22 protein-coding genes are annotated in these 26,368 nt (G+C 41.7%); 12 read left to right on the forward strand and 10 right to left on the reverse strand.

Annotated features, from left to right (window positions below; genetic code table 11):
• Both B4C48_RS06225 and purN read left to right on the forward strand, forming a co-directional pair.
• The coding region (locus B4C48_RS06225; RefSeq protein ID WP_291354744.1) for an AIR synthase-related protein at positions 1 to 315 on the forward strand (315 nt) is incomplete at its 5' end.
• A 9-nt stretch (positions 316 to 324) separates the two neighbouring features.
• On the forward strand, positions 325 to 954 hold the full coding sequence (purN, locus tag B4C48_RS06230; protein WP_291354745.1) for a phosphoribosylglycinamide formyltransferase: 630 nt from the start codon (positions 325 to 327) through the stop codon (positions 952 to 954).
• A gap of 81 nt (positions 955 to 1,035) precedes the next feature.
• On the opposite strand, the gene B4C48_RS06235 is transcribed toward purN, so the two are convergent.
• On the reverse strand, positions 1,036 to 1,839 hold the full coding sequence (locus B4C48_RS06235) for an alpha/beta fold hydrolase (RefSeq protein WP_291354746.1): 804 nt from the start codon (positions 1,837 to 1,839) through the stop codon (positions 1,036 to 1,038).
• Entirely contained in the window at positions 1,836 to 2,861 is a 1,026-nt protein-coding gene (gene sppA, locus B4C48_RS06240) for a signal peptide peptidase SppA (protein WP_291354747.1), read from the reverse strand. The genes B4C48_RS06235 and sppA overlap by 4 nt, the downstream gene beginning before the upstream one ends.
• A gap of 131 nt (positions 2,862 to 2,992) precedes the next feature.
• Here sppA and B4C48_RS06245 point away from each other — a divergent pair, with 131 nt between their 5' ends.
• Positions 2,993 to 3,976: a lysophospholipid acyltransferase family protein gene (locus B4C48_RS06245; protein WP_291354748.1), complete on the forward strand. Its 984-nt coding sequence runs from the start codon at positions 2,993 to 2,995 to the stop codon at positions 3,974 to 3,976.
• Positions 3,977 to 3,983: 7 nt separating this feature from the next.
• Here the strand turns inward: B4C48_RS06245 and B4C48_RS06250 are convergent, their stop codons facing one another.
• The 3 genes from B4C48_RS06250 to B4C48_RS06260 form a co-directional block, all read right to left on the reverse strand.
• Positions 3,984 to 6,434: a DNA internalization-related competence protein ComEC/Rec2 gene (locus tag B4C48_RS06250; protein ID WP_291354749.1), complete on the reverse strand. Its 2,451-nt coding sequence runs from the start codon at positions 6,432 to 6,434 to the stop codon at positions 3,984 to 3,986.
• Positions 6,435 to 6,797: 363 nt separating this feature from the next.
• Positions 6,798 to 7,481, reverse strand: a complete 684-nt coding sequence (gene lolD / locus B4C48_RS06255; RefSeq protein WP_291354750.1) for a lipoprotein-releasing ABC transporter ATP-binding protein LolD — start codon at positions 7,479 to 7,481, stop codon at positions 6,798 to 6,800.
• Positions 7,474 to 8,709: a lipoprotein-releasing ABC transporter permease subunit gene (locus tag B4C48_RS06260; protein WP_291354751.1), complete on the reverse strand. Its 1,236-nt coding sequence runs from the start codon at positions 8,707 to 8,709 to the stop codon at positions 7,474 to 7,476. Before B4C48_RS06260 ends, lolD begins: the two co-directional genes overlap by 8 nt.
• 23 nt (positions 8,710 to 8,732) lie before the next feature.
• Between B4C48_RS06260 and B4C48_RS06265 the strand changes: the two genes are divergently transcribed.
• Positions 8,733 to 9,302 carry a PilZ domain-containing protein gene (locus B4C48_RS06265; RefSeq protein WP_291354752.1) on the forward strand — a complete coding sequence of 190 codons (570 nt, stop codon included), beginning with the start codon at positions 8,733 to 8,735 and terminating at the stop codon, positions 9,300 to 9,302.
• A 4-nt stretch (positions 9,303 to 9,306) separates the two neighbouring features.
• Here the strand turns inward: B4C48_RS06265 and B4C48_RS06270 are convergent, their stop codons facing one another.
• Both B4C48_RS06270 and B4C48_RS06275 read right to left on the reverse strand, forming a co-directional pair.
• Positions 9,307 to 10,230, reverse strand: coding sequence for a DMT family transporter (locus B4C48_RS06270; protein ID WP_291354753.1), 924 nt, complete (start codon positions 10,228 to 10,230; stop codon positions 9,307 to 9,309).
• Positions 10,231 to 10,242: 12 nt separating this feature from the next.
• Positions 10,243 to 10,713: a YaiI/YqxD family protein gene (locus tag B4C48_RS06275; protein WP_291354754.1), complete on the reverse strand. Its 471-nt coding sequence runs from the start codon at positions 10,711 to 10,713 to the stop codon at positions 10,243 to 10,245.
• 270 nt (positions 10,714 to 10,983) lie between these two features.
• On the opposite strand from B4C48_RS06275, the gene B4C48_RS06280 reads away from it, so the two are divergent.
• Entirely contained in the window at positions 10,984 to 11,913 is a 930-nt protein-coding gene (locus tag B4C48_RS06280; RefSeq protein WP_291354755.1) for a hypothetical protein, read from the forward strand.
• A 412-nt stretch (positions 11,914 to 12,325) separates the two neighbouring features.
• Positions 12,326 to 12,466, forward strand: a complete 141-nt coding sequence (locus B4C48_RS06285; RefSeq protein ID WP_291354756.1) for a hypothetical protein — start codon at positions 12,326 to 12,328, stop codon at positions 12,464 to 12,466.
• An 85-nt stretch (positions 12,467 to 12,551) separates the two neighbouring features.
• Here the strand turns inward: B4C48_RS06285 and serC are convergent, their stop codons facing one another.
• A complete protein-coding gene (gene serC / locus B4C48_RS06290) occupies positions 12,552 to 13,631 on the reverse strand; it encodes a 3-phosphoserine/phosphohydroxythreonine transaminase (protein ID WP_291354757.1) in 1,080 nt (359 codons plus the stop codon).
• Positions 13,632 to 13,984: 353 nt separating this feature from the next.
• Here serC and B4C48_RS06295 point away from each other — a divergent pair, with 353 nt between their 5' ends.
• From B4C48_RS06295 to B4C48_RS06320, 6 genes are all read left to right on the forward strand, one after another.
• Entirely contained in the window at positions 13,985 to 15,472 is a 1,488-nt protein-coding gene (locus B4C48_RS06295) for a TolC family protein (RefSeq protein WP_291354758.1), read from the forward strand.
• Between the two features lie 18 nt (positions 15,473 to 15,490).
• Positions 15,491 to 16,669, forward strand: coding sequence for an HlyD family secretion protein (locus B4C48_RS06300; RefSeq protein WP_291354759.1), 1,179 nt, complete (start codon positions 15,491 to 15,493; stop codon positions 16,667 to 16,669).
• A 2-nt stretch (positions 16,670 to 16,671) separates the two neighbouring features.
• The gene (locus B4C48_RS06305; protein WP_291354760.1) at positions 16,672 to 17,802 is read left to right on the forward strand and encodes an ABC transporter permease; all 1,131 of its coding nucleotides are present in this window, start codon (positions 16,672 to 16,674) and stop codon (positions 17,800 to 17,802) included.
• A complete protein-coding gene (locus tag B4C48_RS06310; protein ID WP_291354761.1) occupies positions 17,799 to 18,908 on the forward strand; it encodes an ABC transporter permease in 1,110 nt (369 codons plus the stop codon). The genes B4C48_RS06305 and B4C48_RS06310 overlap by 4 nt, the downstream gene beginning before the upstream one ends.
• A 269-nt stretch (positions 18,909 to 19,177) precedes the next feature.
• Entirely contained in the window at positions 19,178 to 20,473 is a 1,296-nt protein-coding gene (gene gltP / locus B4C48_RS06315) for a glutamate/aspartate:proton symporter GltP (RefSeq protein ID WP_291354762.1), read from the forward strand.
• A gap of 175 nt (positions 20,474 to 20,648) precedes the next feature.
• Positions 20,649 to 21,815 carry a type I restriction endonuclease gene (locus B4C48_RS06320; protein WP_291354763.1) on the forward strand — a complete coding sequence of 389 codons (1,167 nt, stop codon included), beginning with the start codon at positions 20,649 to 20,651 and terminating at the stop codon, positions 21,813 to 21,815.
• A 50-nt stretch (positions 21,816 to 21,865) separates the two neighbouring features.
• Here the strand turns inward: B4C48_RS06320 and gyrA are convergent, their stop codons facing one another.
• Both gyrA and B4C48_RS06330 read right to left on the reverse strand, forming a co-directional pair.
• The gene (gene gyrA / locus B4C48_RS06325; protein WP_291354764.1) at positions 21,866 to 24,874 is read right to left on the reverse strand and encodes a DNA gyrase subunit A; all 3,009 of its coding nucleotides are present in this window, start codon (positions 24,872 to 24,874) and stop codon (positions 21,866 to 21,868) included.
• Positions 24,875 to 25,433: 559 nt separating this feature from the next.
• Positions 25,434 to 26,366, reverse strand: coding sequence for an FAD-binding protein (locus B4C48_RS06330; RefSeq protein WP_291354765.1), 933 nt, complete (start codon positions 26,364 to 26,366; stop codon positions 25,434 to 25,436).
• Between the last annotated feature and the right edge of the window lie 2 nt (positions 26,367 to 26,368).

Below are 26,368 nucleotides of genomic sequence, written 5' to 3' on the forward strand. Positions count from 1 at the left end.
ACAGGTGGCGGCTTACCGGGTAACTTACCGCGCGTACTTCCTAATGGCGCTCAGGCAGTGATTAATGAATCATCTTGGCAATGGCCAGAATTGTTCAAACTGCTTCAACGTGAAGGTGGTGTAGAACAGTTCGAAATGTACCGCACATTTAACTGTGGCGTAGGTATGGTACTGGCTGTTGACGCAGCAGATGCTGACAAAACTGTTGAATTGCTGAATAGCTTGGGCGAAAAAGCATGGACTATGGGTCACATTGTTGATAATGCTGAATCCGTTGAAGGTGCTGACGAAAAAATCCGTGTGGTTTTTGCATAAGTACTTCGCATGATTAAAATTGCTGTCCTGGTTTCAGGAAGTGGAAGTAACCTGCAAGCTCTGATTGATGCCAATCTTTCAGGTCAAATTGCCGGGGTTATTTCCAATAAACCTGAAGCTTATGCTTTAGAACGCGCTGGAAAAGCAGGAATTAAAACCGCCGTTATTGAACACAAGCAATATCCGAATCGGGAAGCCTTTGATGATGTCATGCATCAGCAATTACTCGACTGGGATGTTGATTTAGTGGTGCTGGCAGGCTTTATGCGCATCTTGAGTGCCAAGTTTGTCAAAGCTTGGGAAGGGAAAATGATCAACATTCACCCTTCTCTCTTACCAAATTACAAAGGTATGCATACCCATCAACGTGTACTGAACACCGGTGATGTTTTGCATGGCTGTACGGTTCACTATGTCACTGCTGAACTGGATGCAGGACAGGCACTTGCTCAAGGCGTGTTAAAAGTAAATCTGCATGACAATGTCATCAGTCTTGCCAATCGTGTGCATGTGCTTGAACATCTGATTTATCCGCAAGTAGTAGAATGGATTTGTACGGGTACAATTCAGCATACTGAACAAGGTGTATTGTATCGTGGTCAAGCCATGATTGAGCCGGTGCAGTTCTGCAAGATTTAAAAATGGTTACAATATAAAAAAACGCATCTGAGGATGCGTTTTTTTATGGCTTGATTTTTTATTGATCAACTGGCGCAGAAATTACGCTGCCTGCTGTTGAATCAATTGCTTAATCAATTCTACGGTCTCTAGCGGTTTTTCCAGCGGAAACATATGACTTCCCGGAACAACTGTATACGGAATACCAAACTTCTTTTTCGCTATTTGCGGAAAGCCACGTGCAATAAATGGCCCTTTCTCAGCTATCAGCAGCTGGACAGGCACTTGAAGTTTTGGCTGTGGCAGCCACCACAATGATGGATTGGTTCTGAAAATATTCACCTCATCCATTTTGGAAATAGTCAACTCCACACCGCCTCGCAGCTTGTCTTCTGTTAAAGCATGATCGATATAGGCCTGGAAACATTCTTCATCAAAATGTTGATAAAAGCCTTTAGAACGAAGCAATTCAGCGGCCTGTTCCCGACTTTCCCAATGATCTCGACGACGTAAGGATAAAGATGCCGGCGACATCTTATCCACAGCCTTTAACTTTAAGGTTTTGGCTACATGCAAAGCAAAGCCGTCTTTGCCCATAATTAAGGGCGGATCAATCATAATGACCTGTTCAAACAGCTCAGGACGTTTTAAGGCCGCCTGAAAAGTCAGCACCGATCCCAAAGAATGGCCAAGGCCGATGACTTTGCGTCCCTGAGCTTGGCGCGTAATGCTGTCAATCACCTGATTAGTTAAGCTGTGCCAGTGATTGTCTATAGGATAACGCTTGTCCGGACCAAGCAAGGGCACGTAAATAATGTCATATTCATCTTTCAGTCCATCAAACAGTTTTTGATAGACCTTCGATGGCACGCCATTGGCGTGCGCAAAGTGGATCAGTGGTTTCATTGCAATTTTGTCGTTTGTTCAGATTGTACTTGCTGTGAAATTGAGCTGGCAAAACCCTGCCCCATTGAACTTCCCACACGTCCCAGAACTGAATCGAAAGGACTATATTCGATGGTGTAATTCACCGCTTTTTCTACTTTCAGTTCACGTTTTAAGCTATTTAAACTACCGGTACGGTCTGCAATGCCCAATTTCACCGCCTGTTCACCTGTCCAGAACAAACCTGAGAAGATTGCAGGATCAGTCGATTTCAATTTTTTCCCACGGCCCTGTTTCACGGCATTGATAAAATGGTCGTGCACATTATCCAGCACCCCTTGTACGTGGGCCTTTTGTGTAGCATCTACCGGCTGAGTCATCGATAAAAGAGCTTTATTTTCACCTGAAGTCATGGTGCGGTCTTCAACGCCCAGTTTCTGCATTAAACCTGTTACTCCGTAGTTCGGCATAATCACACCAATAGAACCAACTAGACTTGAAGGATTGACAATGATCTCATCTGCAGCAGAGGCAATGTAATATGCACCTGAGGCACCTGTATCACCAATGATTGCATACAGTTTTTTGTCTGTATGGGCTTTCTTCAAATATTGAATTTCCTGCCAGATTTCATCCGATTGAACAGGTGAGCCACCTGGAGAATTAATATTTAAAACTACCGCTTTACTTTGTTTATTTTCAAAAGCCTTCTTCAGTGCTTTGACTGTATCGGTGCTATTCACGCTTTGCTTGTCTGCAGCAATGGTGCCAATAATGTCGACCACGGCAATATGCGAACTGGTTGTCGCTGTTGGATCTGTCGTTGAAGTACTGCAGCTTTTAGCCAGTAGTACCAAAATAAACAGGATATAAGCAAAAGTTAAAAATTTAAAAAAGATGCCCCAACGGCGTGCACGGCGCTGTTCTTCTACAGAGGCTAAAACGGCTTTTTCTAAAATGTGCCATTCTTTTCCAGTTATATTTTGCGGATTGGGTTGTATGTTTTGAATTTCATTTTCTGGTTTTGGTGGCCAATCGGACATGAAAAACGATCCAATGTTGAATTAAATTGGACTCATTATATACACTGATCGGGTTAAATCTGTCTAAATTATCGGTTTTCCCTTATAATAAATTTATCTTTTCCATTCATAATGTAATTGACAATACAACAATGACCGATCGAAGCTCCCAGAATACAACATATCGTCTTTTACATTTTATTAGCCGACAACCTATTCAAATTTCTCGATTTATAGCTCGTGGTTTAGCGGGTCTGGTCAATGCCCTTAAAATTTCAAAAACTTCAGAAACCATTCGACTGAATTTAAATATTGCCCTGCCCGAACTGAGCGATGCAGAACGGGAAAAAATTACCGCTCAAGCCATCCGCAATGAACTGATCTCTTATTTTGAGTTCTTCAGTATCTGGGGTTCCAGCAATGAAGCCAATCTTGCGCGCATTCACAAAGTTCATGGCAAGCAGCTGCTTCTGGATGCACTGGCAGAAAACAAAGGTGTGGTGTTAATTGTTCCGCATTTTGGTACCTGGGAAATCATGAATGCTTATATTGCTCAATTTACTAAAATGACCATCATGTATAAGCCGGTAAAAAATGAAGCGGCCGATCTGTTTGTGCGTAACGCGCGCAGTCGTGAACAGGCAACTTTAGTACCTACCGATGAATCCGGAGTTCGCCAGATTTTTAAAGCCTTAAAGCAAGGCGGAACGACGGTTATTTTGCCGGACCACACACCCAATGTTGGCGGTGAAATGATTCCTTATTTTGGACTCCCTTTGGCGACCAGTAATTTGAGTGCCAAACTGATTCAAAAAACCAAGGCCAAAACATTGTTTTTATATGCACTGCGCAATGATGATCAGGGCTTTGATTTGCATTTTGAAGCGATTGATGATCGCATTTATACAGTCGATACCAATCAAGGCACCGGCATTATTTTCCAAGCGATTGAAAACCTGATCCGTCGTTATCCTGAGCATTACCACTGGAGCTATAAACGCTTCAAAGCCAGTCCCGAATTAGATGCACTGTACTATCTTAAGAAACCAGAAGCTTTAGAACTGGTTGCTAAAGTCCGTGCCGAGACAGCAGCTCAAAATACAGCAATTCCATTAGCAAATGAGCAGGTCTTATAATTAAGCTTTATGATTTAAGCTTGGCTGTTGCACGTTTTAACCATTGTCTTTGTTCACGCGCGTAATGTAATTGCATCTGTCCATTAGTCTGTCTGATAAACTGAATACTGCCCTGCTGTACTGTGCTCAATACCGGAATATTCAACTGCTTGAGACGTTGCAGTGTTATTTCGCTGGGATGACCATAGCGGTTATGAAACCCTGCCGATGCAATCACCACTTTCGGTTTTAATTGCTTTAAAAAAGCGTAGGCTGAGCTGTGCCGACTGCCATGATGCCCCAAAACCAGCACATCAACTTTTAAATCCGGATAATCCTGCAGAATTTGATATTCCGTTTGCCAACCTGCATCTCCCATCAGTAAAAAATTTTGATAAGGTTGGGCATGTTTCACCTGCACATACATCACACAGGACATTTCATTTTTCTCAGCGTTGGCATAGACCAGATTTTCGGTTTTGGGTGACAATACGGTCATGTTTACCCGATCACCCCACTGCCAGTTTTGTCCTTGATGACAATAATCAAACCGGCTGGAAGCAGCCACTTCAAGCTGTTCATTTGAATAGACTTGCCTGATGGGTAATTGCTGTTTGATCGACTCATAACCGCCTTTATGATCCTGATCCAGATGAGTCAATATGAGTTGATTCAACTCGCTCACACCCTGCACCGATAAAAAGGGCAAAATGATTTGCTTGCCAATACTAAATTTACTTTCATCATAATTTCCGCCCATGTCTATCATCAGGGTTTGCTCATGATCACGGATAAAAATCGCCTGTCCTTGTCCCACATCCAAGACATTCAGTTCAAATTCGTTTTTACTGCTGTCTAGAGCAATCAAAGGCATAAAACACAATACAGCCCAGGTTTTAGGCAACACATTGCGCGGTAAAAACAGGATGATCAAGCCTAGACACACACTGAACCATACGACAGAATTCATGGCAATCGGTTGTAATGTCGGGGCAATCAGCCGATCTAAAAGTTGCATTAACAACAGCAAAGCAGCTAGACACTGATCATTGATTTGAAAAACCAGACTGCCCAAAGGTTCAGCAATGAAATAGCACAGCGCTGCAAGCAGATCCAATGGAACAATCACCAGACCAATCCAGGGAATGGCAAATAAATTGCTCAGTGGCGTAATCCATGCCATCTGTTTAAAGAACAGGATCATCAGTGGAAATAAGGCTAGAAATATTTTCCATTGCGATTCGATTAAGAGCTTCAACTGCATTTTGAGGTATTGAATTCTAGTCTTCAGCTCATCTGTGCCACTTTGCTGCTGCACGGTCTGATAAATTCGCAGTAACACAAAGCATGCACCATAAGACAGCCAGAACGCGGCCGATAAAATACTGAAAGGGTCAAAAATTAACAGGATTGATGCACTAAAAAGTAAAATATTAAGCGGCCGGACCTTGTGTTTGAACAAGATAAAAACACTGATCAATAAGCAGCTCAACAGCGTTCTTAACGCCGGAATTTCAAAGCCGACAAATGCACAGTACAACGCTACGCTAATACAAAAAGGCCAGATCAGCAGATATTGCTTAGGCCATTTTAAATAGAGCTGGGGTCGATAACGACGAATCAGCTGATGTAAACTCCAGCACAGCAATACGGCAAAAATCAGCACATGCGGCCCAGAGATGGCCAATAAATGACTCATGCCAAAGCGCTGAAACAGTTGCTCGGTTGCTGTATCCAGTAAGCTTTTGTCCCCAGTCAATAAAGCCAGCATCAAACCTTTATGCTGCACCGGCTGCTGCCTGATAAAATAGCGTAACGCCAAACGCTGCTGTTCGACCCACAGCTGAATCTGACTGGAAACAGAAGCTTGTTGTCTTAGGTATTTTCCATAACCCAAAGCCGCCACCTGTTGTTCTGACAACCTTTCTATTGCATTAACCTTAAATCCGGACATGACATTTTGCTGGATATACCATTTCTCCTGATCAAAAACACCCTCAGTGGCATAACTATGGGCGGGCAGAATTTGTCCCTGCAAACGGTAATATTGACCCAATTCAAGTACGGAAGATGAACTTGGATTTGCTTCATTTCTTAAAAATGCCTGCCACTGCACCACTTCTCTATGACGGTTCAGCACCTGTATTTTTTGCTGGATGGTCTGATCGCCTTCTTCATTCAGGTTTTTAATATAGGCAATTACTTCCACCTGTTCAGTCTGCTGTTCTCGAAGCAGTAAGCGTTCACTCAGTTGAGGATCAGCATAACTATAGCCGAGTGTGATCCCGAGACTTAATCCCACACAAAGCTGTAAAAAATTAAATCCCAAGGAATGAACCTGTTTAAAAACAGTCCACTTTAAAATAAGAGTCAGGGTAAAAAGAGCGATACAGGGAATGAATAAAGACTGCAAGATCGGGAAGGTTTTTCCCATGGTTGCAATACCCAGTACCCAGCCAATACATATGATTTGAATCATTGTGATTATAATTTTTTTATTTTTGGCAATATTAAAGCCCACCGCAGTGAGCTTCAATTATTTTTTAAATTTGTCGATCAGTGTCTAGGGTTGGTTGACACTTCGTCTATGTTTGCGACGACGAGTATTTTTTAGATGATACAAGGCGTGAAATACGAAATTTAGTCATTCTAAATGAGTAGTTCACAACGATGTAGCATCAAAAAATATTCACGTCCCGAAGGGTTGAAAGCGAAGATTAGCTTAAACCTTGTCATCAAATTTAAATATATGCCCTTCTTTGCATTTCATTTTTACGCTGTTATATCTCATTGTTTAATTGGAGCTTACAACGCAAACCCTTTATGAAATGTTAACAAACCCTTAATCATCAATCCAGACACCGTCTTGCATATGCAAGATCGAATCGGCAGTTTGTGCCAGCTGTTCATCGTGGGTCACAATCAGCATCGCCATATTGAACTCATTACGTAATTCGCTCAGCAGTTCAAAAATTTTCACCGCCGTTTTACGGTCCAGGTTACCGGTCGGTTCATCCGCCAGCATCAGTTCCGGTTTAGCCACCAGAGCACGTGCCAAGGCAACACGCTGACGTTCACCGCCAGACAGCTCACCCGGTTTATGGGTCATACGATGCGATAATCCAACCCGATTGAGCAGGTATTCAGCCTGTTCTTTAGATTGCTTATAGGTCGTTCCTGCACGCAGCATCAATGGCATAGCCACATTTTCCAACGCCGTAAACTCCGGCAATAGATGATGAAACTGATAAACAAAGCCCAAATGCTGATTTCGCAAATAACCACGTTCAGCTTCACCTAAACTATCAAAGCGCTTGTCGTTTAAGAAGACCTGCCCTTCAGTAGGACAATCCAGACCACCCAGCACATGCAGTAAGGTACTTTTACCGGAACCACTGGAACCGACAATAGAAACAAACTCGCCTTTTTTGACCTGCAAGGACAAATTTTTAATCACTTCTACCGTAGTCTTGCCGTCAGTAAAACTTTTCGAGATATTTTTCGCTTCGAGGACAATATTACTCATAACGTAAGGCCTCAGCTGGTTGAGTTTTGGCAGCACGGAATGCCGGATAAATTGTGGCAAGGAAACTTAGAACCAAGGACAGGCTCACAATCACCACGACATCTTGCCAGCGTAAATAAGACGGCAAGTAATTAATGAAATAAGCATCAAACAGGTTCAAACCGAATGCGGTATTCAACCAACCGATCAAACCACTGATACTCGAAGCGAAGATAATCCCCAAAATAGCACCGGAAACAGTCCCGATCACTCCAATGATGGTGCCCTGTACCATAAAAATTCGGGTAATGGTTGAAGGTGAAGCACCTAAGGTACGCAGAATTGCAATATCGGACTTTTTGTCAGTCACCACCATCACCAGTGAGGACACAATATTAAATACAGCCACCAGTACAATCAGGAACAGTAGCAAGCTGACCATGGCTTTTTCCATCTGAATGGCGCTGAACAAATTCCCGTGGGTAAAGGTCCAGTTCGATGCATAAAAATTGCTTGGCAGATCTTTAACAATATCATCAGCCACTTCAGGCGCCAGGAAAATATCATCCAGTTTTAAACGGACACCTTGGGCACCATCCGGCAAGCGCAATAAAGTTGAAGCATCGTTCAGGGCGATATAACCCATCATCGAATCTACTTCAGCTCCGATACTGAAAATACCGACAATCTTAAAACGCTTGAAACGTGGCACCACTCCTGCAGGAGACGGCGTTGCCTCAGGAAGCACTAAAGTAATATTGTCGTTTAATCCCAAACCCAGTGAATCGGTCATTTGTTTACCTAAAACAATGCCAAATTCACCTTTTTTCAGACTATCAATACTTCCCGCAATCATGTGATTCTGGATAATGGACACTTTCTTTTCGTATTCAGGTTCAATGCCCGTGACCATAATTCCAGCCACTTGGCCCTGTGCAGTTAGCATGCCCTGTAACTGGGTAAATGGTGCTACACCTTTGACATGTTCATGCTGTTCAACTTTTTTTGCAAGTTCCGGCCAATCTGTTAAAATTTGTGTTGAAGAAACAGTAGCTTGAGGTATCATTCCCAAGACACGGTTTTTCAGCTCTCGGTCAAAGCCATTCATTACCGATAACACAGTAATTAATACAGCCACCCCTAGGGTGAGACCGATCATAGACACCAAAGCAATAAAAGAAATAAAGTGGTTACTACGCCGTGCGCGAGTATATCTCAACCCTATGTACAGCGAGATTGGTTTAAACATACCATTTAGTCCGAGGAATAATTATGGAAAATTTACAGCATCAAAGCGGCAATATGGAACGCCGCGTTATGTCGCGAATCGATGCTGCCTTGCGAATTAATTATCAGATTATTTCTGATGATGTCGCACTTAATGACCCTTATGATCCTAACTTTGTGCTGCCCCGCTATTTTCTACTACTCGCAGAATTAGATCAATTTGATCACGCAGTAAACTACGAATTAGAACAATTAACTGAAAAAGATCAACAAATTGCTAGAATATTATCCTTATTCAACCAGAAATTAAACCTTATTACCGGTTCTTTGTACGATGCAATTGTACAATCCATGTTACCAATCCCGGAACATGTCAATTTTTCCGAAACAGGTTTCAGTTTCTTTAATGATCGCCCGATTCAGGAAGGTACTTATATTCATGTGACTTTAAGCCACCCTGAAAATTTCTTCCATATTGCCGCAACTGCTCAGGTCGTCTATAGCCGTGCAGAAGATAACGGTAAGTTCCGCACCGGTGCCTATTTTATTACCTTACACCCACAAGACCGGGTAAAACTGGCCGAATGTGTAATCGTGAGCAAAAATAAAGACTAGTTATTTAACCTTTAGACTGAAGGTTAGATTTGATCTTAGTGGCGAGATTCTGGCTCGCCTTAAGATCACGATAAAAATAAACGAACAGGCCAAACAATAAAATAAAGGATCCCACAAAAACCATCACCGATAATTTTTCATCATTCAGCACAGCACCAAACAGCAGAGCTAACATGGGCGTCAACACGGTGGTCAAAGATAACGTGGTCGCCTTGATATTTTGTACCAGTTTGAAATAACAGAACATGGCGAGCAGTGAAGCCATAATGACCGCATAAAACAGCCCGATCAATGCCTTTGTATTGGGGATATGATCTGGTGCATGCTGCCAGATCAAGGGCAGCATGCACAGTGCAAACAGGCTAGAGACCAAAATGGAGCCCGTCGCCTGCGCCATGGGTTTCAACGGTGCATTGACCTTTTTGACCCAAAAAAGGGAGGCGCAATACACAAAAACACTGATCAGCATCAACCCTATGCCCATCGGCTGGACATGCTGGTCACTTCCTCCCAGACAGATGGTGCCGAGTCCCAATAGCGCAATGCACATCCCCAGCCATTGCAAGCGATGTAAATGAATATTAAAAGCAAAACGTCCGATTAATCCGGTCATGATCGGTGCCAAACCAAACATCAAGGCAATAATGCCAGAGCTTAAATAGCCGGTCGCCAAATAGGTAAAAATTTGCGAACCAATAAAACTACAGGCACCTGCAACATAACTATGCAGGGAAATGGCATTCAAAGGTAATCTGGTTTTCAAAAATACCAACAAGCCCACAGCTAAAGGCAAAGCAATAAAAAAGCGCAGTGCCAAAGCCCATAAACTATGCAGATCAGCAACACTCCAGACGATTGCCAAAGGTGTGGTTGCCCAGATAAATACCAATAAGGCATAGGTGGACATGATGTTGGTTTTTGACGGCATGATTAGCTCAAATTACGGTGTAGTTTTACGTTTCTGTTTCTGAATGGTTTGATCCAGTGCACTGGAAAATTCACGTTTATCTCGTTCAGAAATCGGTGGCGGACCACCCGTATTGACACCTGCTCCGCGTAATGAATCCATAAAATCACGTAAATGCAGACGCGCTTTAACATTGGCGGTGGTATAGATTTCACCGCGAGGATGAATAGCAATTCCACCTTTTTCAATGACTTGAGCAGCCAGAGGAATATCTTGAGTCATGACAATATCATGCTCTTTCATACGTTCAATAATTTCTTTATCTGCAGCATCTGCCCCACTCATGACCTGAATGGAATTAATCCGTACTGACGGGGTAATCCCCACATTTTGATTGGCGACAAACGTCACTTCCAGCTGATAACGATCAGAAGCGCGAATGATCACTTCACGCAGGATTTTAGGCAATGCATCGGCATCCACCCAAAGTTTAAATGGCAGCACACCACATCCATATTTAAAAATAATTATGCCTAGTTTAGCAAATTCCCTGTGACAGGAGGATGGCTAAATCGATTCAGCTGGTGCGCGATTTTTAGATTTCGCCAAGATGCTCATGATTTGCTTAACGAAATTTCAGATTTCATCGTATTCAAATTCAGGAATTTGAGTACATTTCACTGAGTTTAATGGTTAAATTTCACCATTTGACTTGAAATTTAACAATAACCCTCGATTTAATAGATAAATACAACCCAACCCTCGATTGTGAATATGAAAAATCAAAATAGACCGGAACTGATCACCATTGAAGATCAGAACTTTGGCAGTCATGTCGAACATTGGAATCTGCTCACAGAAAATCCGGCTACAGATGTACCCAAGTGGCTAGGGCTGGCCCTGGATGCACCAATCATGCCGATGGGTTTATGTAAACAAGAATGCGACATGGACGCATCAGCCTGGCTGATTCAGGGACCTAAGCAAGCCACAGTAAAATTGACCCAAGTCATTGCCGTTGAAAATAACAAACCGCAAGCGGTCAAAACAGCCTTCCCAAGTTTTGAAAGCCCGTATAAGGTGCCTGCTACGATTGAACGGATTATTACCTGTAAATCCAACACCCAGGCAGTACTACGTTTAAACCTGGGTGCCAATACCATTGTCTATGCCTTTGACACACTATATAGCGTCAATCATGGTCAATACGAAAAAGATCAACCCTATCTTGCGCAGCTCAATGCCTGGGCCTATGAACTGGAAGCTGTTTCGGATCATGAACAACTGGTGGTCGATGATCCTGCTTCCATTAAGCATCACCGTGCCTTAAATGACATTCTTGCGCGCAATAACGGCGTGGCACCTGCCAATTTGCAAGAACAGATTGATGCTTGGGAACCCAAATCGGAAGATGATAAAGACCCGGTCACCGTCGATTTTTCCAAAATGGTTGCCTATCTGTATGGTGAAAATATGGGACAGGAAGATGAAGCCTGGTTCCAGGGCAATATTGTTGGTAAAACATCGATGTCTTTTATGGATCAGCCATATACCCTGTATGACGTTGCCTTAATTCATGATGAAAATCAGGAAGCCACATTAATTCGTATTGCCACCAAAAATCAGGCGCATAAAGACTTTGAAATTGGTCAATTCATTCGTGGCAATTTATGGATTCAAGTGAATATTTACGCTAAAAAATAATTGGCTACAACAGGCAGCGCCATCGCATGATTATTCCTGCACCTGTGGCGCTGCTTTTTTATGTGTAGTATTTATTATCTGCAGATTCAATTTGATCAAAATTTATCCACAGTAACGCATTATATTTAATATTTTTAAATTCAAATTAAAATACATTTATCCACAGTTTTAAATTCAAACTTTTATTTTAAATCGTTAGCTCAGCTATTATATTTTTATGAGTTATTTTAAGCTATGTATCCCGCACAGCCCGGTGGTGACAGGAATTTGAAAGCCAGCAGCTATTCTGCTAAATAAAAATAAATATTTTAATTACATATTTTTATTTAGTACTTTATTTAATCAATCTTTTATGCTAAAAATACAAACTAGCAATATAAATTAACGATAAATAAATCGGAATAGAGTTTCCATGAAAATCGTGCAAGAAGAAAATATACAAACAGTTGAACATCAACTGGTTAAACGCTTCCAATTAGACACCATCTCATGCCTATTTTTTGTACTGGGCATGTTTATGTCTGCCTACCTTTTGCATCACTTTATTCTTTAAGCTGATTGTAACGATCTTATCTTCAACACCCAGATTCTATTCAATAAAAAGCCCATCATGTGATGGGCTTTTTTAGCTTTAAGGATTAACCATTGCGCTTGGCAAAGTCATCCATAAAATTAACCAGAGCCTGTACGCCTTCTAATGGTACAGCATTGTAAATACTGGCACGCATACCGCCCACTGAACGGTGACCTGCCAAGTTAAGCAGATGATTCGCTTCAGCTTCTTTCAGGAATTGTTTCTCAAGCTCAGCTTTTGCCAAGGTAAACGGTACATTCATGATTGAACGATTTGCTTCTGCAATCGGGTTGGCATAGAAATCGCTGGCATCGATATAACCATACAGTAGCTTGGCTTTTTCAAGGTTGACCTGATGCATGGCATCGACACCGCCATTTTCAAGCAGCCATTCAAATACCAGACCAGACAAGTACCAGGCATAGGTTGATGGTGTGTTGACCATAGACCCGTTTTTCGCCTGATCTGAGTATTTCAAAATGCTTGGAATTTCAGGTTTGGCCTGATCGAGTAAATCTTCGCGGATAATCACTAAAGTTAAGCCGGCAGGACCAATATTCTTTTGTGCACCTGCGTAGATTAAACCGAACTTGGATACATCTAATGGCGCAGATAAAATGCTCGATGAAAAGTCACATACTAGTGGTTTATCTGTTTCAGGAATACCCGCAAACTGAAGACCACCAATAGTTTCGTTATCGGCATAATGCACATAGGCTGCATCATCAGACAGGTTCCAGCTGCTTTGCTCTGTAATCGCCAGTTTACCGTTAATGCTGGTACCCGCTTCTACAACATTAATGTCGCCATAACGTTTTGCTTCTTTCAGGGCTTTTTCTGACCAGATTCCGGTATGAATATAATCAGCCTTGCTGTTTTTACCCAACAGGTTTAAAGGAATAGCAGAGAATTGAAGTGAAGCACCACCTTGCAAGAACAATACTTTGTAGTTCTCTGGAATGTTCATCAGTTTACGCAAATCTGCCTCTGCTTTTTCTGCCACAGCCACATAGTCAGGACTACGGTGACTCATTTCCATGATCGAAAGACCTTTGCCATGCCAATCAAGCAATTCAGCCTGAGCTTGTTCTAAAACGGCAGTAGGTAATGCAGCAGGACCAGCACAGAAGTTGTACGCGCGCATGATTTTTCCTTTCAAAGTGAAACACAATAAAATGATGGCATTTAACCACAGATGGGCGTAGCTTGCAGTAAATTATCCTGAAAATATTTCAATGCTGTCGGACATTTAAAATCAAAATTTCAATGAAGGTGGATTTTACTAAATCCTTTTGCAATCTGTGTTCCAGAGTTTAAAGGGACAACTAGCTCTTAGGGCTGCTCTTTTGCAAATAAAGACTGCAAGATGTGAGTTTTTAGAATCTCGTCACGTGATTGATATACAAATGCATATTAAACAATACAACAACTTATTGATTAGACATACAATTCAATCTATGCAATATAATTGTTACAAAGAAATTGAGAGTCTGATCGATGTCACTGCGTTTAGCTGCATTACCAAAGAAACTTGCTCTACTTATACACCATCATCTTCGTTTTGGAATTTGTACTGCGGGTGTGATTTTTACTTCACAGGTTTTCGCTGAAAGTATCAGCTATGTGCAGGCTGAACAGACCATTCTCAAAGACTCTTATACCACCCAAGCCAATCAGGCTCTGCAGCAGGCTTCCCAACTTGAAGCTGAAGCCATTCAAGGTTTAGGCCTGCCCCGTGTCGATTTAAATGTCCGTGCTTATGCCTTTCATAATGAAGTGGATCTTCCGCTTGGGGCTTTAAAAAACAATTTAGAACAGTCCTTGAGCAATGGCGTAAATAATAAAATTGATGAACTCAATTTGGGCGGCTTTGCCGATCCATTAAAAGAAGGTTTAAAACAACCTATACAGGATGGCGTGGGATTAATTCCAGATGAGTCCACCGTTACATTAGATGATCAGGTCATCCGCCCGACCGTGTCAGTGATTATGCCTTTATATAGCGGTGGTCTGACTTCAAGTGCCAAGGAAATAGCGCAGATCAAGGCACAGCGCAGCCAATTGAATAGCAAGCAGGAGCAAGATGTACAACGCTTTGAACTGATTCAGGCTTATTTTAATACGCAACTGCAAAAGCAACTTTTGACCTCCAGTCAATCCAACTTCAATGCCATGCAAACCCACTACAGCAATGCTTTAAAGCTGGAACAACAGGGATTTATCAGCAAAGGCCAGCGTATGCAGTTTGAAGTAGCCAAGAACAATGCCGAGCGTAGTGTACAAAATGCCGAAGCCAATTTAAGATCCAGCCTGTTTCAGCTCAACAACCTGCTACAGCGCAGCCAGATTACCGAACTGAGCACACCGCTATTTGTTAATTCCAGTCAAAATCAAAATCTGAATGCGCTGTTAAAAAGTTATCCGGAGCAGTCAGCCCTGATTCGTAAAATGCAGATGGATACCCAGCTGGCCAATGCCAATGTCAAGGCACAAAGTGCCGCGAAAAAACCCAATGTTTTTGCCTTTGGCGAATACACTCTGGATGAAAAGCAAAACTGGATTGTTGGTGTAGCGGCACGTTATAACCTGTTTTCCGGGGTTGATAAGAATAAAAATGTTCAGGCCGCAGAATTGCAACGTTATGCCTCAGAACTACTGACAGCACGCACCAAACAGGAAATTGAAAATATTATTTACAAGTCCTATAGCGAAGCGACTACAGCCCAGCAAAGTCATCAGCTGTTACAGCAAAATCTGAAAGCCGCCCAGGAAAACCTGCGCATTCAGACTTTATCTTTTAAAGAAGATATGGGCACTGCCACCCAGGTGATTGATGCACAAAATACTTTGAGCGCTTTAAAAAGTGAGATGGCATTGAATGCGTATAAATATGTGATGTCCCTGGCTACTTTACTGCAAAGCCATGGCTCGATTGAGCAGTTTCAAAGCTATGTCAGCCAAAGCAATACCAGTTATATTCGTTAATTTTTGATGGGGAAAACCATGACTCAAGATCAAAACAAGCCTGATCAAGATGTAGAAAATGCCTCATTAGAAGGCACTTCTAGCAATATCTCGGCTCAAAGCAGTAAAATCGATACTCAAGAAACATCTGAACAGCAAAATAATACAGAGAATGAGTTTTTCAGTTATGCGGAACAATCTGCATCTACTGAACCTGCAGCTCAGAATGAAAAAAAATCTGCTTTGTTAAAAGCTGTGGGCGGCATACTGATGATTTTACTTCTGGGTTTAATTGGCTTTGGTTTATGGAAAAGTTATCAACCCAAAGAAGTTGAGCTACAAGGACGGGTTGAAGCGGAAACCATCCATGTCAGTACCAAAGTACCGAGCCGCATTGAAGAAATTTCTATCCATGATGGACAGAAAGTAGTTAAAGGTCAGCAACTGGTCCGCTTATTTAGTCCTGAAGTTGAAGCCAAAAAGCAGCAGGCGCTGGCAAGCCTGCAATCTGCTTTAGCCTTGCAATCCACAGCGGATCGCGGTTCCCAGCAGGAAAATATCGACAGTTTATATGCCAACTGGCAGGCCATGAAAGCCCAGCAAGAATTGGCCCAAACTACCTATCAGCGTGGAGCCACGCTGTTTAAAGAAGGCGTCATTTCACGCCAGCGCCGCGATGAAATGCAGGCTGCAGCACGATCCTCCGCACAAATGACTGAAGCAGCTTATCAGCAGTATGCACGTGCCAAACGCGGCAGTACCTCTGAACAAAAATCTTCCGCCGATGCACAGGTGGAAATTGCCAAAGCTGCGGTTGCGGAGGCCAATGCACTGCAAGCTGAAACCCAACTGGTTTCGCCAATCAATGGCACCGTTTCCAAAACCTATGGCAAGGTGTCAGAACTGGTGGCGATGGGTGTGCCAGTCGTCAGTATTATTCAGGATGATGATCTCTGGGTCAGCCTGAATATTCGTGAAGATCAATATGCACAAGTCTATCAGGCTAAATCGATTGAAGGTTTTATTCCTGCCTTGAACAAGAAAGCCCTGTTCAAGATCAAAAATATTGATGCCGAAGGTGAATTCGCCACCATTAAAACCACACGCCAAACCGGTGGCTATGATATTCGCAGTTTCAAGATTCGGCTCACCCCTGCCCAGCCAATGGCAGATTTAAAAGTGGGCATGAGCGTACTGTTTAAAGTGAAAGAGTCTTAATTATGCTGCATGGCATACTGTGTGAACTTCGCTATTTGCTCAAGCATAAGTGGGACTTGTGCATGGTCACACTGGCACCTGCATTTATGATTGTGCTGTTCGCCAGTATGTTTGCTCAAGGCAAACCCAGCCATCTGCCGATTGCGATTATTGACCAGGACCAGAGTGAACTGAGCCAAAACATTATTCATCATGCCGGTCTGAACCACAGCCTGAAAATCAGTACGATTTCCAACAGTCAGGATGAGGTTGAACAGCTACTCAATCAAAATAAGATCTGGGGTTATATCAGCATTCCCGAAGGTGCCGAACAACGGCTGGTTCAAGCCAAGGATGCTGAAATCAGTATTGCCTATAACCAAAGTTATTTTAGTGTCGGCAATAGCATTTCTTCTGCCATGCTAATCAGTACCTTACAGGCACTGGCCGACTTTACTGGACACAGTTATTTGCAAAACCAGATTCCTTATCTGGATGCACCGACACCCAATATCAAAATTTCCCCACTGTACAATCCGGGACTAAGTTATGAGTTTTATTTAGAACCGTACATGATTCCAGCGATTTTGCATTTATTGCTCTGTTGTTGTGTGGCATTTTCAGTTGGACAAGAACTGAAATTTAATACCACCACGCAGTGGCTCGCACAGCCAAATGTCTTGCTTGCCCTGTTTGCCAAAAATATGACGTATGTGCTGATTTTCAGCTTTTGGACCTGGCTGTGGATGTTCTGGCTGATTGAATTTCGAGGCTGGTTTGTTGCAGGTCAATTGTGGATGATTCTACTGGGGCAATTTCTTCTCTATAGCGCTTACGCCTTTATTAGCAGTAGCGTGGTTTTAGCCACCCGTGATCTGGCGAAAAGTTTTGGTTTTATTGCGGTGTATGGCGGGTCATCTTTAAGTTTTGCTGGCGTAACTTTACCGCTAAATAATGCGCCCTTATTTACCCAGTTCTGGTCCAATATTATTCCCTATACCCCTTATGCCAAGTTACAGACAGAACAATGGGTCATCGGCAGTCCTGTATCCATTTCACTGTTACCGTTTGCAGTTTTAGCGTTTTATTGCCTGTTTTATATGAGCACCGCCTATCTGTTCCTTAAAAAGAATATAAAGGGAGTTCAGGCATGAAAATGACTCCTAAAAACTTTCTATACTTTTATTTTAAAACTTTTAAAGATATTGCCGCGAATAGCTCTATTTTGACCACGTTGGTGCTCTCGGTATTTGTATACAGTTTCTTTTATCCGGCTGCATATAAAGCCGAACATGCTGAATCATTGCCGATTATTATTGTCGATGAAGAACAAAGCCTAATGACGTCCAGCATTATTGGCGAAGTGACTAAAAGCCCAAATGTACAAATTAAGACAGTCACAGGTAATTTTGCCGAAGCACAGCAGATGATTAAGCTGCAACAGGCTGACGGGATTTTACTGCTACCAGATAACTTATCCAGCAGTCTGCGACGTGGTGAAGTGGGCGGCATCGGTTTGTATTTAAGTGCAGCCAATTTTTTAAAAACCCAAAAGATTGGTTTGGGGCTGGCTACATCAGTTGAACATGCGCTGGCCGAACAGGCTGAAAAATTTCAGAATATTTCAGAATTTTCTCCGGCACTATCGATTCATCAAATTCCTTTGTTCAATACCCTGTCTGGCTATGGCAGTTATATTTTTCCGGCCGTTGCTCCATTGATTATCCATCAAACCATTCTGCTGGGTTTGTGCATGTTGATTGCAGGCTATCGTGAAAAGTACTGGGCACCCACTCGAACCGAATTTTGGGCTTTGTTTGGTGCCATTTTAACTATAGGCTTTTTAGGCTGTTTGTATCTGTTTGGATTTACCTTTTGGCTGAATGATTATCCACGTGGTGGTAATTTCCTGGGCATGCTCATAGCGGTACCTATATTTCTGAGCTGCGTGATTGGATTAAGTATGCTGATTGCATCTTTTCTGGATATGCCAGAACGTGCAGGTCATGTGATTGTGTTTACCTCTATTCCCCTGTTTTTGCTTTCAGGTACGGCATGGCCGCATGCTGCAATGCCAGAATGGATGCAATGGTTGGGTCAGGCACTTCCATCCACCCAAGGCATACAGATGTTTATTCAATTGAACCAGATGGGTGTGCCAACTCAGCTGGTCATTCCGAAAATGATTTATCTGGCGACTTTTGCTGGTATTTGCCTGGTTTGGTCATATTTCAGGCTGAGCCGAGCTGCTCAAAAATAATCTTTTACGTATGACGTCATAAGATTATTAAATAAAACTTTACAATTTGATTATTTCTTATACCAAAAATGATCTTTTTTTGACCTTTTGAATCAATTGTGAAGAAAAAAGTTAGATTGAATGTATTAATCGATGCAAAATAGCCCCCTGTTCATATTCCATGAATATTTTTTATATGATTCATTCCCACGCTTCCACTAACATGCCGATGTGATATCGACAGTGTTACAGCAGCTTTTTCATTAAAAATTTGATTTTAAGGGCTTAGCATGAAAAGGATTAAGATTAGTCTTGCTTGGCAAATCGTCATTGCGCTCATTTTAGGTGTGCTTGTAGGCTCTTTTCTACATTATTCTCCCGAATATCGTGAAACTCTAATTAATAATCTGCTGAGTCCTTTGGGCGCAATCTTTATTAATTTGATTAAGATGATCGTCATTCCACTTGTCGTTTCAATGCTGATTTTAGGTATTGCCAATACAAGTCATGGTCAAAATTTGGGTAAACTTGGTTTCAAAACCATTGTTTATTTTGAAGTGATTACCACTGTTGCGATTATTGTCGGTCTGGTTGCTGCAAACATCTTCCAGCCGGGCGCCGGTATTGATATGTCGAGTTTGACACAAACCGATATCTCCCAATATCAGCAAACCACCCAGGAAGTGAGCAGTCACTCTCATGGCTTGGTGAATACCATTTTATCTTTAATTCCTTCCAATATTTTTGGATCACTGACTGATGGGCATATGCTGCCAATTATCTTCTTCTCCGTGATCTTTGGTGTTGGTTTAGGGTCTTTAGCTAAAGAAACCAAGAAACCGCTGATTGATGTGTTGCATGCGATTTCTGAAACCATGTTCAAAGTAACCCACATGATCATGCTTTTTGCACCATTCGGTGTATTCGGCCTGATTGCGGCTACCGTTGCGAACTTTGGTTTTGCTTCACTGCTTCCATTATTGAAATTAGCTCTATTGGTTTACGGCGCTATTTTCTTCTTCATCTTTGTTATTTTAGGACTTGTCGCTAAATTCTGTGGTTTCAGTATTTGGGAAATTATTAAAATTCTAAAAGATGAGCTGATTCTGTCTTATTCAACTGCAAGTTCCGAGACAGTATTACCGCGCCTGATGGAAAAAATGGAAGCCTATGGTGCACCAAAATCCATTACCAGTTTTGTTATTCCAATCGGTTATTCATTTAACCTGGATGGTTCTACACTTTATCAAAGTATTGCAGCGATTTTTATTGCGCAGCTTTACGGTATTGATTTAACCATTACTCAGCAAATCATTCTGGTTCTAACCTTGATGATTACCTCTAAAGGTATTGCAGGTGTGCCGGGTGTGTCTTTCGTTGTATTGTTGGCAACCTTGGGCAGTGTCGGTATTCCGCTGGAAGGCTTGGCATTTATCGCCGGTATTGACCGTATTTTAGATATGGCGCGTACTGTGCTGAATGTAATTGGTAACTCATTAGCTGTTCTTGTGATCAGTAAATGGGAAGGTAAATTTGATGCTGAAAAGCAAAAAGATTATCAAGTTGAAATGAAACAGGCTGCATAATTTATAATATTAAAAAAGGAAGCTTCGGCTTCCTTTTTTATTACAAACAAAAAGAATTCCAACCAAATTAAATTTTAAAAATTTTCCTTATATTTAGTTTTCAATTGAAAACTAAAACAAAAAAGATAATACTGATTAAATATTAATCAAAAAATAAACTACAAAAGGAAGATAAATGGAAAATTTCATAAATAAGCTTCAAAGCCATATTGACCATGTTAAACGTGTTGGGGAACACTGCTCTACTGAGGAAACAACTAAACAAGCATTAATTTTACCGCTTTTAGACATTCTTGGCTTTAGTCCTTACGATCCCACAAAAGTATTAGCAGAATTTGCTGCTGATTTTCCAGGAGTCAAATCAACAGAAAGAGTTGATTATGCTTTATATTGCAATGGTCAACCTGTGATGTTTATTGAAGCAAAACCGTATGTAGCAAATCTAACCAATCATGCCCCACAATTATCCCGTTATTTTAATAGCAGTCTAGGCGTTACCATTGGAGCAATTACCAATGGTAAAGAATGGCGTTTTTTTACTGATTTAATTAATCCTAATGTCATGGATGAGAAACCATTTCTAACCGTTGATTTTATGAAACATAAAGCGGAAGAGCTGGTACAGTTAGCCGAATTTAAGCATGATAATTTCCACGTAGAAAAATTACGTTTCTTTGCAGAAGAAAATCAATATATCCAACAATTTAAAGCAGTAATTAAGAAAAGTATTAATGAAATTGATTTAGATTTTGTTCGCTATGTTGCACAGCAAGCAAATATTCAGCGCCAATTAAATACTAAATTTTTAGAAACGATACAACCATTTGTAAAACAAGCCGTTGAACAAGCTATCAGTGATACAGTTGTTAAGGGATTATCATCCCCAACGATTATTACCGCTCAAACAATTGAACCGAAATCCGAACAAACTATTGATCAACCAATTGATAAAGGATTTAAAGATATTGTTAATTCTGACAACGACAAAATTATTACGACAAAAGATGAGCAAGAACTGTTTCGAATAGTGAGTGAACTTTTCCCTGAATCAGATTTAGCAACTAGAGATACAGAAAGCTATTACTCTGTTTTATACCAAAATAAAAACAATCGTTGGTTATTTAGATACGATGTAAATCGAAAACGACCTACAATTCAATTTAATATAAATATTGATGACCAGCGTAAATTAGAATTATTACGTGCAGGACTAGAAGTATTAACTAATGGACAAGTTTATTTAGATAAACCAGAACATATTTATAGAGCTGTAGGCATCCTCAAAGATTGTCTGGATTACTGTAGTAACGATGATAATTTTAAAAGAAATGTTGCTTCTTAATTTTAAAGTCATAAAAAAGAGCGCCTAAGCGCTCTTTTTTAAATCAAAACTTATTCTTCGTCAGAATCTCTTAGATCCGATTCAGTATCAGCTTCATCAGCGATAGTTTCATCATCCACCAAAGTTTCAGAATCAATTAAAGCTGTAGAGGCAACAACTTCTTCACATTCAACCGCCTCAATAAACTCATCTTCTTCTACAGCTTCAACCGAAACCACACCTACAAGTAACTCATCATTACCTAAACGGATCAATCGAACACCTTGGGCATTACGACCAGTTTGCGCAACTTCAGAAGCACGTGTACGAACTAACGTACCACCATCAGAAATCAGCATCAGTTCTTTAGAGGCATCAATTGCAACCGCACCTACCAACTGACCGTTACGCTCAGAGGTCTTGATCGCAATCACGCCCTTACCGCCACGTTTCTTGGTCGGGAAGTCATCTACCGGAGTACGTTTACCGTAACCATTTTCAGAAGCACACAGCACTTCACCCGTTTCAGGTACAACCACCAGTGAAACAATACGGCTGATTAAAGCTGAATCTGAACTATCTTCATCATCTGACTCGATATCAGCATCTTCGGCATCTTCAACTTGCGCTGCACCAATGGTCACACGCATACCGCGTACACCTTTGGCTGAACGTCCCATTGAACGCACATCAGTTTCAGCAAAACGGATCGCTTTACCTTCATTCGAGAACAACATGATTTGCTGTTCGCCATCGGTAATCGCAACGCCAATTAAAGTGTCATCGCCATTAAGTTCAATGGCCCGTAAACCGTTCGAACGAACATTACTGAACTGTTCAAGTTCTACACGTTTGATCGTACCGTACTCGGTGGCCATAAACACATAGAAGTTTTTACGTACTGCTTCCGCTTGCTGTGCAAAGTCGGCAATGACTTGATCATCCAGATCGCTTGCTGAAAGCTCAACACCCAATTGCTTCAATTGAACACGTAATGCATCAGACAAGTCATCTGCACCATCTTCAAGTTCAGCAAGTGCTACTTCTAGTTCAGCATAATGTGAATTGATAATTTCATTTTCTTGAAGTTTCGCAGCATTGGCTTTTACAAATGCCTTAAAATCAACCAGACGATCTTTAAATTTCTTCGGTGCATCAATCACCGGAAGAATAGCGGTAATGGTCTCGTTCGCATCCAGCGGCAACAGGTTCACCATTGGGCGACCTTTGGCACCACGTGATGCTTGGGGCACTTCAAATACTTTCAGACGATAGACTTTACCTACATCAGTGAAGCAAAGCACCGTTGCGTGGTTCGAAGTCACAATCAGATGCTGGATGTAATCGTCTTCTTTCATTGAAGTCGCAGACTTACCACGACCACCACGACGCTGTGCAGCATAGTCAGAAAGTGGCTGGGTTTTCGCATAACCGGTTTTAGAAACGGTCAATACCACCTGTTCTTCAGGAATCAAATCTTCACGAGAGAAATCAATACGTGATTCAACAATAGCAGTTTTACGCGCATCGCCATATTGTTGCAGGATTAACGCCAATTCTTCTTTAATCACTGCCATCAATAAATTGAAATCGTTCAGAATTGCAGTTAATTCAGCAATTTGACCCAAAATTTCAGAATATTCAGCATGTAGCTTGTCTTGTTCCAGACCGGTTAAGCGATGTAAACGCAGTTCCATAATCGCGTTAACTTGTGTTGGTGACAGACGGTAAATATTACCTTCCAGACCAAATGGTTTCGCTGGATCTTCGCCTTCAATTTCGTCAGGACGTACCGATACTGAACCTGCTTTTTTAAGCAATGCAACAACACCGCCACCTGCCCATTCACCCGCTTGTAAACGCTCACGCGCTTCAGCCGGATTGGCAGAAGTTTTGATGGTTTCGATAATGGCATCAATATTTGCCAGAGCAACCGTCAAACCTTCCAAGATATGACCACGTTCACGTGCTTTACGAAGTTCGAACATGGTACGGCGAGTCACCACTTCTTGGCGGTGACGAATAAACGCTGCAATGATGTCTTTCAAGTTCATCAACTTCGGCTGACCGTTGTCGAGGCAGACCATGTTGATGCTGAAAGAATTTTCAAGTTGTGTGTTCTGGAACAGGTTATTCACAATTACTTCAGCGTTTTCGCCACGCTTCAAATCAATTGCAATACGCATCCCGTCTTTGTCGGATTCGTCACGAAGTTCCGAAATACCTTCAAGTTTTTTCTCTTTAACCAATTCAGCAATACGTTCAATCGTTTTTGCTTTATTGACTTGATATGGAATTTCAGTAAATACGATAGTGGTACGACCGTTTTTCGGGTCTTCTTCAAAATGATATTTACCACGAATATGCAAACGGCCTTTACCTGTACGGTAAGCATCGACAATACCTGACTTACCGTAAATGATACCGCCTGTAGGGAAATCTGGACCAGAGATGTGTTCCATCAATCCTTCAATTGAAATATTCGGGTTTTCCGCATAGGCCAAACATGCATTGACCACTTCGGTCATGTTGTGTGGCGCCATATTGGTCGCCATACCCACAGCAATACCGGTTACACCGTTAATCAGCAAGTTAGGCACACGTGTCGGCATAACTTGTGGAATACGTTCAGAACCGTCGTAGTTGTCTTCCCACTCGACTGTATCTTTTTCCAGATCAGCCAAAAGTTCATGGGTGAGCTTACGCATACGCACTTCGGTATAACGCATTGCTGCTGCGCTATCGCCATCGACTGAACCGAAGTTACCCTGACCATCCACCAATTGATAACGCAAGCTAAAGTCTTGCGCCATACGAACAATGGTCTCATAAACAGCAGAGTCACCATGCGGGTGATATTTACCGATCACGTCACCGACTACACGGGCTGACTTTTTGTATGCTTTATTGTAGTCGTTGCCCAATTCGTGCATAGCGAAAAGCACACGACGATGAACAGGCTTTAAGCCATCTCTCACGTCAGGTAATGCACGAGAAACAATAACGCTCATGGCATAGTCGAGATATGAGCTTTTGAGTTCATCCTCAATGGCAATCGGTCGGATTTCCGATACGCTCATGCATACTCCTTATTACAAACAGCCGTTCAAACTGCTCGTTTTATATAATCAATCTAGCAAAAAATTAACCCAAAATAAGCTGAGTTAAAGTCTAAATACAGCCATAAATTATAGCATAAATTCTGTTGTTTTTGTGCCATATCTCTTATCTTAATCTTGTTAATTTTCTATAATTTATCGTTTATTTTTTAGGCACTTTCATTTGTCGGAATTTTATGTGATTTAGTTCATTTTATTCGATGTCTAATTGCAAATCTTGGCGCTAAATCTTCAACTTGTTTATTCAGTTAAAATTATTATTTGGCCCTTAAAAAAAGATATAAATCGATTAAATACACTCTCCAATTTACCTGTTCAAATGCATGGAAGCTGAATCACTATTTAAGACAATGAAAATCGTAAAGTTTTATCTAATACTCCAAGATGCTAGCACTTGCACCTACACATCCTAAAAATGGATCCAGGTAAAATCCAGGCATAAAAAAACACCCCCAAACAGGCAGCAAAAGCATTGCTTTTACGACGTGTACAGGAGCGTTTTTTGAACTGCGTTCAGGAATTAGATTTTAGAAACCAATTCTGGAATGACAGTGTTCAAGTCACCAACTAACCAGTAGTCAGCTACTGCATTGATTGGCGCTTCTTCGTCTTTGTTGATCGCAACGATCACTTTAGACTCTTTCATACCCGCCAAGTGCTGAATCGCACCAGAGATACCTACAGCGATGTACAGGTCAGGTGCAACGATTTTACCCGTTTGACCAACTTGCATGTCGTTTGGTACGAAGCCAGCATCTACTGCAGCACGTGAAGCACCTTGAGCAGCACCAAGCTTGTCAGCTAATGGATCAAGGATCTTGTGATAGTTTTCACCAGAACCTACACCACGACCACCAGAAACAACGATACGAGCAGCCGTTAATTCTGGACGTTCAGATTTAACGATTTCTTCGTTAATGAACTTAGAAATACCCGCATCACCAGCAGACGCAGCAGCTTCAACGCTAGCCGAACCACCATCGCTTGCTACAGCATCAAATGCAGTACCACGAACAGTTGCAACAACAATAGACTCACCTGATTCTACAGTTGCAATCGCGTTACCTGCATAAATTGGACGTTTGAAAGTTTTAGGACCTTCAACAGCAATGATGTCAGTGATCATGCTTACGTCTAAAAGTGCAGCAGCACGTGGCAATACGTTTTTACCATTTGAGGTAGATGCAGCAAGGATATGTGTATAGCCTTTACCTAATTCAGCAACAAGTTTCGCTACGTTTTCAGCCAATTGGTTTGCATAAGCAGCGTCGTCAGCAAGTAATACTTTGCTTACACCCGCAACTTTAGCTGCTTGGTCAGCAACTGCCTGAGCGCCAGAACCAGCAACCAATACAGTGATATCACCACCGATTTTTTGAGCTGCAGCAACAACGTTTAAAGTTGCACCATTAAGTGCTTTGTTGTCGTGCTCAGCGATAACTAAAATACTCATGA

Origin of the sequence: Acinetobacter sp. UBA3106 (assembly GCA_002365595.1) — a bacterium.
Taxonomy (GTDB): Bacteria; Pseudomonadota; Gammaproteobacteria; order Pseudomonadales; family Moraxellaceae; genus Acinetobacter.